Annotated in this window: 14 protein-coding genes; 3 read left to right on the plus strand and 11 right to left on the minus strand. The window is 46.6% G+C overall.

Features of this window, described 5'->3' with window-relative positions:
* Positions 1–97: 97 nt before the first annotated feature.
* Entirely contained in the window at positions 98–1,078 is a 981-nt protein-coding gene (cysK, locus tag QUB35_RS17635) for a cysteine synthase A (RefSeq protein WP_333143086.1), read from the minus strand.
* An 18-nt stretch (positions 1,079–1,096) separates the two neighbouring features.
* Positions 1,097–1,534: an Rrf2 family transcriptional regulator gene (locus QUB35_RS17640; protein WP_333143087.1), complete on the minus strand. Its 438-nt coding sequence runs from the start codon at positions 1,532–1,534 to the stop codon at positions 1,097–1,099.
* Between the two features lie 110 nt (positions 1,535–1,644).
* On the opposite strand from QUB35_RS17640, the gene QUB35_RS17645 reads away from it, so the two are divergent.
* The gene (locus tag QUB35_RS17645; protein WP_333143088.1) at positions 1,645–1,878 is read left to right on the plus strand and encodes a hypothetical protein; all 234 of its coding nucleotides are present in this window, start codon (positions 1,645–1,647) and stop codon (positions 1,876–1,878) included.
* Between the two features lie 8 nt (positions 1,879–1,886).
* Here the strand turns inward: QUB35_RS17645 and QUB35_RS17650 are convergent, their stop codons facing one another.
* Positions 1,887–2,054 carry a hypothetical protein gene (locus QUB35_RS17650; RefSeq protein WP_333143089.1) on the minus strand — a complete coding sequence of 56 codons (168 nt, stop codon included), beginning with the start codon at positions 2,052–2,054 and terminating at the stop codon, positions 1,887–1,889.
* A 662-nt stretch (positions 2,055–2,716) separates the two neighbouring features.
* Between QUB35_RS17650 and QUB35_RS17655 the strand changes: the two genes are divergently transcribed.
* Entirely contained in the window at positions 2,717–2,905 is a 189-nt protein-coding gene (locus QUB35_RS17655) for a hypothetical protein (protein WP_333143090.1), read from the plus strand.
* On the opposite strand, the gene QUB35_RS17660 is transcribed toward QUB35_RS17655, so the two are convergent.
* The 7 genes from QUB35_RS17660 to QUB35_RS17690 all read right to left on the minus strand — a co-directional run bounded on the left by QUB35_RS17660 (position 2,902) and on the right by QUB35_RS17690 (position 10,904).
* A complete protein-coding gene (locus QUB35_RS17660; RefSeq protein WP_333143091.1) occupies positions 2,902–4,170 on the minus strand; it encodes a YeeE/YedE family protein in 1,269 nt (422 codons plus the stop codon). The two genes, QUB35_RS17655 and QUB35_RS17660, sit on opposite strands and share 4 nt — an antisense overlap.
* Positions 4,171–4,394: 224 nt before the next feature.
* Positions 4,395–5,351: a sulfurtransferase gene (locus tag QUB35_RS17665; RefSeq protein ID WP_333143092.1), complete on the minus strand. Its 957-nt coding sequence runs from the start codon at positions 5,349–5,351 to the stop codon at positions 4,395–4,397.
* 249 nt (positions 5,352–5,600) lie between these two features.
* A complete protein-coding gene (locus QUB35_RS17670; RefSeq protein ID WP_333143093.1) occupies positions 5,601–6,185 on the minus strand; it encodes a Crp/Fnr family transcriptional regulator in 585 nt (194 codons plus the stop codon).
* A gap of 87 nt (positions 6,186–6,272) precedes the next feature.
* Positions 6,273–7,004, minus strand: a complete 732-nt coding sequence (gene cysE, locus QUB35_RS17675) for a serine O-acetyltransferase (protein ID WP_445252004.1) — start codon at positions 7,002–7,004, stop codon at positions 6,273–6,275.
* A 157-nt stretch (positions 7,005–7,161) separates the two neighbouring features.
* A complete protein-coding gene (locus QUB35_RS17680; RefSeq protein ID WP_333143095.1) occupies positions 7,162–9,105 on the minus strand; it encodes an ATP-binding protein in 1,944 nt (647 codons plus the stop codon).
* Between the two features lie 215 nt (positions 9,106–9,320).
* Positions 9,321–10,352 carry a sulfate ABC transporter ATP-binding protein gene (locus QUB35_RS17685; protein WP_333143096.1) on the minus strand — a complete coding sequence of 344 codons (1,032 nt, stop codon included), beginning with the start codon at positions 10,350–10,352 and terminating at the stop codon, positions 9,321–9,323.
* Between the two features lie 279 nt (positions 10,353–10,631).
* A complete protein-coding gene (locus QUB35_RS17690) occupies positions 10,632–10,904 on the minus strand; it encodes a hypothetical protein (RefSeq protein ID WP_333143097.1) in 273 nt (90 codons plus the stop codon).
* 123 nt (positions 10,905–11,027) lie between these two features.
* On the opposite strand from QUB35_RS17690, the gene gltD reads away from it, so the two are divergent.
* On the plus strand, positions 11,028–12,512 hold the full coding sequence (gltD, locus tag QUB35_RS17695) for a glutamate synthase small subunit (RefSeq protein WP_333143098.1): 1,485 nt from the start codon (positions 11,028–11,030) through the stop codon (positions 12,510–12,512).
* 734 nt (positions 12,513–13,246) lie between these two features.
* Here the strand turns inward: gltD and QUB35_RS17700 are convergent.
* Entirely contained in the window at positions 13,247–13,855 is a 609-nt protein-coding gene (locus QUB35_RS17700) for a transposase (RefSeq protein WP_333143099.1), read from the minus strand.
* Positions 13,856–14,035 lie beyond the last annotated feature (180 nt).

Below are 14,035 nucleotides of genomic sequence, written 5' to 3' on the forward strand. Positions count from 1 at the left end.
CCCCCTTATTAAGGGGGGTTAGGGGGGATCTAGACTTCGATATAACAAGAGAGACGGTCGGTTTGACGTTAAGTTGTTACCAATGCCCTACTACAATTTAATACTTGCTGACTAATGCTTCGAGTTCGCTGACGGTCGGCAATTCTAAATCTTTGAACAGCGCTGTACTGAGGTAGCGTTCGCCATAAGAAGGCTGGACAAAAACTATCAATTTTCCAGCATTTTCGGGACGCTTGCCGACTTGAATTGCGGCATACAAAGCGGCGCCGGCAGAAATTCCTGACAACAATCCTTCTTCTCTGGCCAGCCGACGACTGTAGGCGATCGCATCTGCGTCGCTAACTGCGATCGTTTCATCAATTAACTCTGGTTTCAAAACTTCCGGGATGAATCCTGCACCAATCCCTTGAATTTTGTGAGCACCTGATTTGCCTCCAGAAAGTACAGGGCTGCTGGCTGGTTCAACTGCAATTACCCTAAAACTAGACTTTCGCGGTTTAATTACTTCAGCAACTCCAGTAATCGTACCGCCGGTGCCAACTCCAGCAACTAAAAAATCTACTTTACCCTCTGTATCTTCCCAAATTTCCTCGGCCGTTGTTTCACGGTGAATTTTTGGATTAGCGGGGTTGCGAAACTGTTGCAGCATGAAAGCATCGGGCGTTTCTTCTACAATTTCTTCCGCACGGGCGATCGCGCTTAACATCCCTTCATGTCCCGGAGTTAATTCCAACTGAGCTCCGTAAGCTTTCAGCATCGATCGGCGTTCCGTGCTCATCGTATCCGGCATCGTTAAAATCAGACTGTAGCCTTTCGCCGCCGCAATCATTGCCAAAGCAATTCCAGTATTGCCTGAAGTCGGTTCAACTAAAATAGTTTTTCCCGGTTGAATTAACCCCGCATCTTCTGCCGCCTGAATCATGCTTGCCGCAATCCGATCTTTCACCGAAGCAGCCGGATTCATCCCTTCCAATTTTGCCACAATTCGAGCAACTACTCCTTCGGCTTGGGGAATTTTATTGAGCTGAACTAATGGAGTTCTACCAATTATTCCTGTAACATCCTTAGCAATTCTCATGGCTTAATTTCTCTCCCTTTAAATGTAGTACATGGGATGTGCTTGTTTGCGAACATCCCGCTGTTCGCACAAATCTTGTAATGTGTATTTGCCCAAAACAGCCCAAGATGCCTGTTGAGCTTCCTGCCAGATTTCTAGCACCGCAGTTTTTTCTATTGTTACAGATTCCGAAACTTTTTGGGTCGGGCCACTGCCGGATCCTTCGAGTGTCGAAAACACCTCTAGCAAGGTAATCTGCCAAGGCTCTTTCGCCAGCAAATAACCGCCTTTAGCACCCCGCAAACTCTGGACAATACTTGCACGCCGCAGCACGGCAAGAATTTGGTCTAGATAGCGTTCGGGTATCTCTTGAGAAGCAGTAAGTTCGCTTACTGTTAGGGGCGAATCCTTCGGGTGGTGGCTCGCCAGTTCCAAGAGCGCTAACAGGGCATATTGTACTCTAGAAGATAGTTCCACATTCCCCACTGGCGATCGAGTTTAAATTGTACATTATATCATAGTACACAATTCCGGTAGGTCTACAGGTGTTAATATATCTTTATTACAAAAACGGTTGGAGAAATCCCGTGAGCAACGTAAATGTAGGTTTAAGCTGTCGGCACTGTCGGTATTACGAGCAGCACGGGCACAGGGGCGGAAACTGCCTGATGCTGGGGGTGGGGGTACAGGGTGGGTGGAAAGCTTGCCCCTTCTTGGTTCGGCCCTTTGCACCGTCTTGGGAATACCCCGAAGCGGGTAGAGCAGGAGAGTCTCAAATGTTGCAGGGAGCGAGTATTTTACAGGCAATACCGCCGCCTTAAAGTAACTACTAAGTAGGTAGGCGGATATATGCTGTCTCATCCTTAAGTTGATTGATACTGAGATATTGCACCATTGTCAGCAACAGGCAAGATGCCTGTTCCACAAGAAAATTTATCTGTTGTGGAACAGGCCGGAAAGCCTGTTCATAAAAGGCTAATTGAGAATGGTGCAACATATGAGTTCATACTCACCTTCTTAAGGGTAGTCAACAGGTGCGAGATATCGCATCTGTTGGCAGTGAGAAGAAAGAAATCAACACAAAGAAAAAAACAAGTGCGATTGTTGCCCTTGCTTTTGAACTTATTGACGAGTCGATGATTTAATTTAATTAACGCAAATTCGATACAAATTATCTGTTGCCCAGACCATTCTGAATTTGATCGAAGATTGCACCGTCACCTTTGAACAGGGACGATTTTAACAGAGCGGCTGATTTAAGAGAAAATACTGGCAAACCAGTTTTTTTCTTAAATGGCTGCAAGACACTATCTGCGAGATGATGATTCCGCATTGATGCTTCTTAGTTCCTCTTGTTTTTCTCAGATAGATTGAGCGCATAATTAAGTTTAATGCGCTTGATATCGGGCAAATGCAGCCTGATGAGATTTGCCCGGATAATCTATAAGATTTCGCTGATGTGGCAATTCTTATGAATGGCAACAGTGGCAAGAGTGAGAGACTGTTTTGCTAGCAGTTTGGCGATCGATCTTTGAGTGCGATCGCCACATCTCTCTACTTAATCTAATACATTATACTATTAAATACTTAATGTCTATATGTAGACAGTAGTTTGTTGTTTTAGGCGCGCTTGGCGGGAAAACGCGACGGAGCATCTCAATGAAAGCAGCAAAGCTCGAAATTGGAATTAGGAGTCAGGAGTCAGGAGCCAGGAGAAAAGAGTCAGAAGGAAGAAGAAAGAAGTGTTTTTGCAAATATGAGATGCTCCCAAACGCGACCTCTGTAGGGACAAAGGCAAAGCCTTTGTCCCTACCCGCAGGGCGATCGCCTATTCATGTTGGAAATTAATTCTCAAGTCGCAAGAGCGATCGCAATTTAATTCCCGCAACGCTGCCCAACAAAGCAGTCGCAATCCACAGCCAACCGTGCAAACTGGTAGAAGCAATACCGCTAAAAAAAGCGCCGACATTGCAGCCAAAAGCCAGCAACGCTCCGTAACCCATCAGGAAACCGCCGCTCAAAACGGCTGCAACTTTGGGTAACGACAGGTTTGTTTTGACGGCGAACTTGCCAGCCAAGGCCGCTGCTAAAATTGCACCCAAAACAATGCCAAAATTCATCACGGAAGTAACATCAGCAAAGATGCCTTTTTGCAGGGATTCCAATTTGTCTGGAGTATTCCAAAACGGGTTAGTTGTGGGATTCCAACCGAAAGCGGTAGCAAGTTCTGCCGCCCACAAAGTAAACCCCCAAGTCACTCCCCAAGGCCGGCCGTCAATTAACAGTTTTACCCAGTTGAGAAAGGCAAGGGCAAAAGCTCCGGCAGCCAGAGGCCAAGGGCCGTAAAGCCATCGATTTTTGATGTGGGATTGGGGATTTTTGAGGAGAGAATCTGCAGTTACGGGTTGCTTGCCGTTGGTGCGATTCCACTGCCAGAGGGCGATCGCAATTAACAGAAATACGCTTAGCTGCAAGATGACTGCGGGCATCCATCCCAAAGTTTTTCCTAAAGATATCGGTGGCAGCGAGGGCAAATGCCACAAATGTCTGGTCAAACTTCCTGCAAAAGAACCGATGCAAAAAGTCAGCAGCGTTAATAGCATTGACGCGCTGCCGCCGCCAATTGTCCAAAGCGTGCCACAAGCGCAGCCGCTGCCCAATTGCATTCCAATTCCGAATATAAAAGCGCCGATCGCATTTTGCCAGCCCACAGGCGCAACAGCCCCGGCTATTTTGTGTCCGAATGCCTCTCCTGATGCAAGTACGGGAGCAAAAAGTACAGTAGCAATTCCTAACATCAACAAGTGCGCTAAAACACCTGTAATATCGCGATCGGCAAATAATTTGCGGTAAGCAGAAGCAAAGCCAAAACTTGCATGATACAAACTCGCGCCCAGCAAGCCTCCAATCAGAAATAAAACGCTCTGCCGCCAGCCGTAGGCGCTCAAACCGGCCGCACCAGCAGCAAATAGCGTCAGTATCAGAGCTAAAATCGGACGCTGCGATCGGGGCGGCGAAGTTTTTGTCAGCGGTGAAAAAGCAATTTCTGCGGTGTTATTCACAATAAAATACTTGACTCCAGAAACAACTGTAAAGCGAGGCAGAGCCTCCATTTTAGCGCTAAGTTTTTCGCGGGGAAGTCTCCGATTTTTCCTCGGGTTGTTCGCTAGGAGTGCAAGCAACGGAATTATCTGCTTGTCGGTGCTCAGCTATTGTTGATAAACCAAAGCCAATCGAGCTGATTATTCCGAGCATTGATATCGAGATAATTACTGTTTTCATTCTACCTCTTCGGTCAATTTTTAGCCAAAATTGCTGTTAACTACAGATTTGTTTTCTACACTGCTTGTTCCGGACCAGTTTCTACAGGTAAATTAGTCTGACTGTATTCAGTCCAAGAACCTTCGTAGATTCTGACTTTCGGATAGTTCAGCAAGTGTTTCAAAACTACATATTGCAGCGTTGCTTCCCGCCCCGTACTGCAAGTAACGATGATGTCGCTGTTGCGATCGATCTTTTTAGCTGCCAAAATCTGCTTGATTTCGTCGAGAGACTTCAACTTGTGCGGGTTTTCAGCATCGGTAAAAGTCGGCCAGGGAATGTTGCGAGCGCCGGGAATGTGTCCGTTGCGCGTCCAGATTTTTTCTTCCCCTTGAAATAGTTTTTCCGGTCTGGGATCGATGAATGTGACGCCTGCTTTGCCAATTAAATTTTTGACTTCATCCAGGGTGACACGAATTGATTTGTTGTCTCGCACAGTCAGTGTACCTGCCGCGTATTTGGGAAACTCTTTCGTCACAGTTTGAGCTGCTTTGTAACCCGCATAACCTCCGTCGATAACTGCTATGTCCGAGTGTCCCAATCGCTCCAATACGTAAGCAACCATTGTCGCGCCGAGAATGTCTCTGCCGTCGGAATAAACTGCGACGCGGCTGTTGTCTGTTACTCCTGCCCGCGATAGTAATTGCCCCAGTTTATCCGGCGTTAGATACTGTACTGGCAAACCGCTGTCCGGCCCGCGCAAGGTGTTGTCGGCGATGTTGACTGCGTTGGGAAGATGCCCGATAAAGTAGTCCATTGGATTGGTGCGGACATCGAGAATTCGCAGGTTTTTGTCGCTGGCGTTTTGGGCAACCCACGCGGGGGAAACGAATTGAATTTTAGTTTTTGATTCCGCTGCTTGGGTTGGGAAAAATGGGAACAGAGGAATTGCGATCGCCAGCACCGCTAGGACGGCAATTAATGCCCCTATTTTGTTTCTTTTGAATCGAGCTTTCAGCCATTTAGTTTTCATTTTCTTTCCTCTTGCATTGTCTCTGTCGAAAAGCACAAAAAGCTCCTCGCTGCTAGAGAGCCGATCGCTCTCTATAGTAATCATCGTAAACTTGATCGAGTTACCGTATATTATAGGTATAGCTGTTGATTGTTGCACAGACAGTCTCAGAAAGTCAATAGTTTTTTTTAGTAGCGAAGGATACAGAATTTTTGGGGCGATTCCCTCCGGGATAGCTTCGCACGCGCGTGCGAGACATTGATTCTACCCTTAGATTTCGTAGTGCCACACCTCAGAAGGTTGCAGAATAATCCGGTGGAGTGGCAGACGATCGATCAAGCCTTGCTGCTCAAAATGACCGAGGGTGCGAGTGACAGTTACGCGACTTGTACCGATGATTTCTGCAATGTCCTGATGCGTTAAAATCATATCGATTAGATGTCCTTGCTCTACCTCAGAACCAAACCTCTTAGCCAGCCAAGTTAATAGTTGATAGAGCATAAAATCAACTCTTTTGTAACCTCGCATTACCATAAAGTCTTCAGCCTGCTGAATGTGACTGAGCAAAATATCTCTATTTAGCCAGCGATCGCCCGATAGTAAAATTGCCTCGACTTTAGTAAGGCATTCAATTTGAAAAGGATCGCATTTTGAGATTGGTTTGCCGATCGTATCACCAGGCCCCCACAATCCCAAGGTAATAATTGTGCCATCTTCAAGCCACGTTACAGTTCGCACTACTCCAGTTTCAATCCGCCACAGAGCATTGCTTCTGTTGGGCAAGTGCGAGCGGCGAGGAAATATATGGCGGCTCGTTTCATCAAAAGTTTTAGTGGAAAGAGAAGCAATAGTCATAGCCAGTTACTGAAAGAATAAAAGTTAGCTTGTCCAATGGCAGCAGGATAGTGTGGCTGGCAAAACTCTAGATAAATTAAAGCTTTACTAGATTCCTGCACCGTCTAAAAACTGTGTAATGAATAAATCCGAAGACTGAAATAATTCATGTTTTTCGACCTCTGCTTGCTCTGATTGATGTGTTTTGATCGGAGATAATTGAGATTTTAAGAAATTAACTTGCTCTTCTAAATCCTTAATTCTATCGAACAAAGCTCGAATCGCTTGAGCTTCCAAATCCGGTAGACCTTGAGAATTTTGAGCATCTTCCACCTGCTTTTTCCGAGAGATGATGCGGCCGGGAATTCCCACAACTGTGCAATCGCTAGGGACATCCCGCAGCACTACCGAACCCGCACCAATCCGAACATTATTGCCAATTTGAATATTGCCTAAAACTTTAGCACCGGCTCCCACGATTACATTTTCTCCCAGCGTCGGATGCCGTTTTCCTATTTCTTTACCCGTGCCGCCAATGGTCGCTCCTTGATAAATTACAGCATAATCTCCAACGATCGCAGTTTCGCCAATTACCACCCCCATGCCGTGGTCGATAAACACCCCCCTACCAATTGTCGCTCCTGGGTGGATCTCAATACCTGTTAAAAAGCGACTCAGTTGGGAAATCAAGCGCGGTACAAACGGCAGGCCAGCGGAATAAAGCCAGTGTGCTATCCGGTGCAAAAAAAGTGCTTGCAGTCCGGGATAGCAAAATAATACTTCCAGCCAGTTGCGCGCCGCGGGGTCACGTTCGTAAATAATTTGCAAGTCACTGAACATATTTAGTCCCGCCGTGTTTCGGTTATACAGTATCGGCAGTGCCGACGGTTTAAGCTGCATAAAGCAGTATTGGTTGTGGCATTCTTACTTATAATACTATAATCCGACCGAATTACAGTAGTTAATGAGAAAAAAATTTTTCTTTCCCCAGCCCTTTCTAAGCTGCCTCGGATATTTTCCGCGAAACAAACGGTACAGCTTGTCTGACTTCTTGCCGCAGCGGAATCTCGATCGAGAATTCCGTCCCCAATCCCGGTGTCGAATCGCAGCGCAGCATACCCTTGTGCTTTTCTACGACAATTTTATAGCTGATTGACAGTCCCAATCCTGTCCCTTTTCCCACAGGTTTAGTCGTAAAGAACGGGTCAAACAGCCGTTTTTTGACATTTTCTGCCATACCGGGGCCGTTGTCAGATATCCGCACAATTATTTTATCGGGACTTGAATATTCTGTGGTTATGGCGATCGCGATCGGATTAGCTTTCGCTGCTTTGGGCCCGCGATCGAGGTTGTAACTCTCCAGGGCGTCGATCGCATTAGCCAGAATATTCATAAACACCTGATTTAATTGTCCGGCATAGCACTCTACTAAAGGTAAATTGCTGTAGTTTTTAACAATCTCGATCGGCGGGCGATCGGCTGTAGCTTTCAGGCGACTTTGCAGAATTAGCAGAGTGCTGTCAATGCCTTCATGGATGTTGACAGGTTTCATTTCGCTTTCGTCTAAGCGAGAGAAATTCCGCAAAGATTGGACGATTTGAACAATGCGCTCAGCTCCTATTTTCATCGAGGACAGCACTTCCGGCAAATCATCGCACAGAAAGTCAAACTCAATATTTCGTAAATGCTGTGAAATTTCCGAGGGAGGGTATAAATAGTGTTTTTGGTAGAGTTCTATTAACTCCAACAAATCCCTAGTATATTCGCGGGCGTGGTGGATATTGCCGTAAATAAAATTAATAGGATTGTTAACTTCGTGGGCTACACCAGCAACTAATAAACCCAAACTAGACATTTTTTCCTGCTGAATCAGTTGAGCTTGAGTTTGCTGCAACTCTTGCAAAGTTTGCTCTAGCTCTTGAGATTTAGCCGTGCGTTCTCCGGCTACTTTTTCAATTTTTTCGGTATAATCTAACAAGCACATTAGATAAATTGTCGCCGCCAAAGTCAAGACTATCCCAAAAATTAAAACAGTCAAAGAACGCCAAAAATTTAGAGGATTAATGTACTCTGGCGTTAGCCGTAGTTGCAGCAACCACCTGCGATTTTCAATATTGATAATGCGGGTGCAACTGCTGCCGTCTGGGCAGTAAGCTCTTTCTCCAAGCTGGAGTTGATTTTTGATATTTTCGTCGGTAATTATCCTTTTTGTCTTCGCTTCGTAAAAGGCAAGAAATCTTTCTGATTCAGGAGCCATAGCATCTTGAAGATATACGTTGACAAAGTTGAGTTGATTTTCCTGCAAAGCGGATTTAACAATAGCATCAATGAGCAAAATTCCGAAAGCAAAACCTTTCAAATCTTTGGGTTCTGTAGCAGCTAAATTTTGCGACCAGGCTGCGGGATCGCCTGGAGAATTTTGACTAAAAATTGGCAGGAAGACGAAGACGCTGGGGGGATTTTGTGATGGCAATTTTTGGCGATCGGTCGCGATAATTTCTTGTCTTTTTGTGGCGTTTTCTAACGCTAGCCGATTGGCAGTTAAATCTAAGCTTAAAGCTATTTCCTCTGTCATAAATTGCGGAGAGCCTGAAAAACGGGGCAGCCAAGCGATCGCCTTCAGGCTCGGATGGCGGTAGAGGGCAGAACCAACAAATGTCTTCATTTCGGGTTTTTTAACGCCGTCAAATACGCTGTAAAATGCTCCCGCAGCCCGAATGATTTCTAAATTACCGCTAACATCTTTCTGAATGTCTGTAGCTATTTTGTCCAGGCGGTCTTGCAGTTCGGCTTGCATGGATTTATATTCCCAATTGTACGCGACTGAAGAAGCGATCGCAGACAGCCCTAATCCTGCACAAAGTGTTAATCCTGCCTGGATGTAACGGCGATAACTAAGTAAAGTGCTAGTTGCTAAATTCAACAATTTGTTAGCATTCATATTCTTCGCTGACCTTTTTTTATCGTTCCCACTCAAAATTTCAGGGGGAAGCTTTTTCTCGTTCCCAGGCTCTGCCTGGGAATGAATTTCAGGAGGCTCTGCCTCCGATGGAGAGCCACGAGACAGCATTACCAGGCACGAGCCTGGTAACGATGTGGCAGCAGTGTTTTGTAGAAGCTCCCCGATAGTATTTTGCGTAAGATGCAGCCGCTGATTTAAATTGAATAAGCAGGGAAAGTCATTGCGTGTTTGGGCTTGACGTAAACCTGCTGATCTCGCTTTAACTGTAGAGAATCGAAGCGCTCGCGACTCACGTAAGCTGTTACTACCTGCTCGGATTCTAACACTAACTCGGTTTGTATTTCCCGCCCTAAATGAATGATGCGACTGACTTTTGCTAATGAAAAACCAGACTCCGGCTTAGTTTTAATTTCCACGTCGTGGGGGCGCAAAAACACTACGTCCGAATGAGCGGCTCCATTATTGCGAGCCGTTGTGCCGTTACTGGCGAACAAACCTGCAGCATTTGAGAGCACATTGACCGGCCCAATAAAACTCATCACAAAAGCTGATGCCGGTTTGTCGTAAATTTCAGCAGGAGTGCCAACTTGTTCGACTCTACCTTTGTTCATTACCACAATTTCATCGGCTACTTCCATAGCTTCTTCTTGGTCGTGAGTCACAAAAACTGTGGTGATGTTAACTTCTTTGTGAAGGTTGTGCAGCCACGATCGCAATTCTTTGCGGACTTTAGCATCTAATGCTCCAAAAGGTTCGTCTAGCAGCAGCACTTTTGGTTGAACTGCTAGAGCTCTGGCCAAAGCAACCCGCTGCCGCTGGCCGCCGGAAAGTTGCGAAGGATAGCGATCGCCCAAACCTGTCAACTGCACTAAATCCAAAAGTTCATCAACCCGCCTGCGAATAGAGTCTTTAGGAACTTTGCGAATTTCCATCGCAAAAGCAATATTTTTCCGAATACTCATGTGTTTGAACAAAGCGTAGTGCTGAAACACAAAACCTATATGCCGTTCCTGCACCGACTGATGAGTAGCATTTTCACCGGTCAGGTAAATCTGACCGCTGTCCGGCGGTTCTAGCCCCGCGATCATCCTCAGCAGAGTCGATTTCCCGGAACCGGAAGGCCCCAACAGCGCCACTAAAGAGCCCCTTTTAATTTCCAAATTCACGTTGTCAATGGCGTGGAAGGAGCCGAAGTGTTTCGATACGTTCTCAATTGTAATGCTCATGACTTTGTGTACCTATTTTAGGAGTTGACGGTATTAACTCCATATATCTGACCGATTTACAGTAGTATATCCTGAAATTAATATTTGGCAAGGCCTGTAACTTTTTGTATTGTATTTCGAGCCCTCCTGATGGGAACGGCGCTTGAAAGTTGACGCTGGCGGGCCGTCCGAGTTAACCCGCGAGGGTTTCCAGATGTGGGATTATCGGTAAATGCGATCGTCGGAGAATAAGCCATGCGGAAATTACGTAGAAACCGGGTTTGATGGACGGGGAGCATCTCATATTTGTAAAAATACTTCTTCTGGCTCCTTCCTTCTGGCTCCTTCCTTCTGCCTCTTTCCTTCTGCCTCTTTCCTTCTGCCTCCTGCCTCAAAACTCCAATTTCTAGCGGAGGGCTGCAAAGGTGAGATGCTCCCGATGGACGAAAATACTGCATCATCACCTTTAAAACCTTTAATCTCCGTAAAAAACCCGGTTTCTTTGCTGTCGATGTATCTATATTTTACCGCAGCCAACAATTCCCCGACTCCCGGCGATATTAAAGATTTCATGTACAAATTGCTCAATCTGAGGTGCGATCGCCCACAATTTATATGACAATAGTTAGTTCATAAGCATACAGGCTTCAGCTTTGACAAACTACCAGAATAGTAAATTCTAACCAGAACACCACTATGGGAAAACCAACAGGCTTTATCGAATTCTTGCGCGAATTGCCCTCCGAACTCTCACCAGTCGAGAGAGTCCACAACTGGGACGAATTTCACCTACCGATGGATGAGGACAAACTCCGCACCCAAGGCGCGCGCTGCATGGATTGCGGCATTCCGTTTTGCCACACGGGGACAATTATCAGTGGCATGGCCAGCGGTTGCCCGATTAACAACCTCATCCCCGAATGGAACGACCTAGTATATCGCGGACTCTGGAAAGAAGCCCTCGACAGACTCCACAAAACTAACAACTTCCCCGAATTCACCGGCCGCGTCTGTCCCGCACCCTGCGAAGGCGCTTGCGTGCTCGGCATCAACAACCCGCCGGTGACGATTAAAAACATCGAAGCCGCAATTATCGACAAAGGCTGGGATGAAGGCTGGGTTACTGCCGAACCACCCGCCAAACGCACCGGCAAAAAAATCGCCGTCATCGGTTCCGGGCCCGCAGGTTTGTCCGCCGCCGCGCAACTAAATAAAGCCGGTCATTGGGTAACAGTATACGAAAGAGCCGATCGACCAGGCGGCCTGCTAATGTATGGCATCCCCAACATGAAGCTAGACAAAGAACAAGTCGTAATGCGCCGCCTCAAAGTCCTCGAAGACGAAGGCGTGACATTCGTCTGCAACACCGAAGTCGGCAAAGACTTACCAGCCGAACAACTGCTAAAAGAATACGACTCCGTTGTGCTCTGTACCGGCGCCACCAAACCCCGCGACTTAGGCATCCCCGGCCGGGAATTAAAAGGCATCCACTTCGCAATGGACTTCCTGACAGCAAACACCAAAGCAGTTTTAGACAAGAGCACCAACGATAACTTCATCTCCGCCGAAGGCAAAGATATCGTGATCATCGGCGGCGGCGACACCGGCACCGACTGCGTGGGCACCTCCATCCGCCACGGCTGCAAAAGCCTGGTACAGCTAGAAATCCTGCCCAAACCGCCGTCGGAACGGGCGGCCAACAATCCCTGGCCGGAATGGCCAAAAGTCTACCGTCTCGACTACGGCCAAGAAGAAGCCGCAGCCAAATTCGGCGACGACCCCCGCGGCTATCTCACCACGGCGACAAAGTTCGAGGGCGACGAAAACGGCAATGTCAAAGCTGTGCACACCGTTGAGGTGGAGTGGGCGAAAAACGAGAAAGGGCAGTTCATTCCGAACCACATCCCGGGCACGGAAAAAGTGTTGCCCGCACAGCTTGTCTTGCTAGCGATGGGCTTCCTCGGCCCGGAACAGCCCTTGCTGGATGCGCTGGGATTGGAACGCGACGCGCGCAGCAACGTGAAAGCCGAGCACGAAAAATATACAACCAGCATTCCGGGAGTTTTTGCGGCTGGGGACTGTCGCCGGGGACAAAGTTTGGTGGTTTGGGCGATTAATGAAGGGCGCGGCGTGGCCCGGGAGTGCGACCTTTATCTGATGGGGAGCACTGATTTGCCTTAGTTGGTAGGTGTGAGTCGATCGAGATTGTTTGATTTCCGATAATTTATTAGGCCCGTAAGGGCGGGTTCGCCAAGATTTTGATTTAAAAACCAAAAATATTGTAAACCCGCCCTTTGTACCTTGAAAGAGGTAGATTGCGATTTACCTTTGGGTGGGGGCGGGTTTACGAGATTATGGATTTTAGGCAATTATTATTGGTGAAACCCGCCCCTACAAATCTCTCGATTTGGGATGATTTTCGTGAATAAATTCCGATAATTTATTATGCCTGTAGGGGCGGGTTTTACCAACAATATTTGAGGCTCACAAACAATCTATAAAAACCCGCCCCCACCCAACAAATAACCCAGATTAACGTGATGTTTGAGAGCAGCCCAAAAAGGTAGGGGGCGGGTTTATTATATTGTGGGTTTATGACAGAGATGGTTGGTGAAACCCGCCCCTACGAATCGGTTCATTTGGATTTCTCGTTGGGGGGGGCGGGTTTGTTATATTGTTGGTTTATGGCAGAGATGGTTGGTGAAACCCGCCCCTACGAATCGGTACATTTGGATTTCTCGTTGGGGGGGCGGGTTTATTATATTGTGGGTTTATGGCAGAGATGGTTGGTGAAACCCGCCCCTACGCATTGGTACATTTGGATTTGTCGTTGGGGGGGGGCGGGTTTTTTATATTGTTGGTTTATGGCAGAGATGGTTGGTGAAACCCGCCCCTACGAATCGATCGACCTAATATTAGAGGACGATCGACTGTATATAAGATTTGCCATTCCATTCGATCGCCAGCGGACTAGATTCATTAATTTTGACTGAATTATGAGGATACAATTCATCTTTTCCCCACAATAAAGGATTATTAACAATATATTCACGAATGGCAACTAATGATTCTTCATTGCGGATGATATGTTCGTAATAACCCCGCTGCCACACCGATATGCTTGTCAAATATCGCATTTGGTTAATTCGCCGCGCCGAAGATGTTTTTAAACCCCGCACAATTTCCGACAAAGGATGGATTTTTGATTTTATCAGGCCAAATTTATCGGATTCTGTAGAATTTATTTCGGGGCTGCCTTTCAAAACAATAATTCCATGAACGTGATTTGGCATCACAATAAAATTGTCTAATGCTACGTTTGGGTAACGTTTGGGAAGAATGCTCCTATTGAATAAAACAGTTTTCCCATAGGGACTCAATTGCATTTGATCATTAATAACGTCGCCGAATAAACATTCGCGCTGCCAACTGCAAATAGTGATAAAATACGCACCGGGAGTCCTATAATCATATCCTGGCAGGCGAATTGAGCGGCGGTGGTGTTTGTTACGATCGTATTTCATAATTTTGTTTCCATAAAACAGTTGTTCGTTCGGTGGGGGCGGGTTTATTATATTGTTGATTTATGACATAAATGGTTGGTAAAACCCGCCCCTACGATGGGCTGTAGGGGCGGGTTTTACCAACAATATTTGAAGCTGACAAACAATCTATAAAAACCCGCCCCCACCAACCCATAACCC

Origin of the sequence: Microcoleus sp. B13-B6 (genome assembly GCF_036705405.1) — a bacterium.
GTDB lineage: Bacteria > Cyanobacteriota > Cyanobacteriia > Cyanobacteriales > Microcoleaceae > Microcoleus.

What these genes read in the sequence shown, in the direction of transcription:
- cysK (WP_333143086.1), bottom strand. Translation starts at nt 1,078, where the DNA reads ATGAGAATTGCTAAGGATGTTACAGGAATAATTGGTAGAACTCCATTA.
- QUB35_RS17690 (WP_333143097.1), bottom strand. Translation starts at nt 10,904, where the DNA reads ATGAAATCTTTAATATCGCCGGGAGTCGGGGAATTGTTGGCTGCGGTA.
- QUB35_RS17655 (WP_333143090.1), top strand. Translation starts at nt 2,717, where the DNA reads ATGAAAGCAGCAAAGCTCGAAATTGGAATTAGGAGTCAGGAGTCAGGA.
- QUB35_RS17660 (WP_333143091.1), bottom strand. Translation starts at nt 4,170, where the DNA reads ATGGAGGCTCTGCCTCGCTTTACAGTTGTTTCTGGAGTCAAGTATTTT.
- QUB35_RS17700 (WP_333143099.1), bottom strand. Translation starts at nt 13,855, where the DNA reads ATGAAATACGATCGTAACAAACACCACCGCCGCTCAATTCGCCTGCCA.
- gltD (WP_333143098.1), top strand. Translation starts at nt 11,028, where the DNA reads ATGGGAAAACCAACAGGCTTTATCGAATTCTTGCGCGAATTGCCCTCC.
- cysE (WP_445252004.1), bottom strand. Translation starts at nt 7,004, where the DNA reads ATGTTCAGTGACTTGCAAATTATTTACGAACGTGACCCCGCGGCGCGC.
- QUB35_RS17670 (WP_333143093.1), bottom strand. Translation starts at nt 6,185, where the DNA reads ATGACTATTGCTTCTCTTTCCACTAAAACTTTTGATGAAACGAGCCGC.
- QUB35_RS17665 (WP_333143092.1), bottom strand. Translation starts at nt 5,351, where the DNA reads ATGAAAACTAAATGGCTGAAAGCTCGATTCAAAAGAAACAAAATAGGG.
- QUB35_RS17680 (WP_333143095.1), bottom strand. Translation starts at nt 9,105, where the DNA reads ATGAATGCTAACAAATTGTTGAATTTAGCAACTAGCACTTTACTTAGT.
- QUB35_RS17685 (WP_333143096.1), bottom strand. Translation starts at nt 10,352, where the DNA reads ATGAGCATTACAATTGAGAACGTATCGAAACACTTCGGCTCCTTCCAC.
- QUB35_RS17650 (WP_333143089.1), bottom strand. Translation starts at nt 2,054, where the DNA reads ATGTTGCACCATTCTCAATTAGCCTTTTATGAACAGGCTTTCCGGCCT.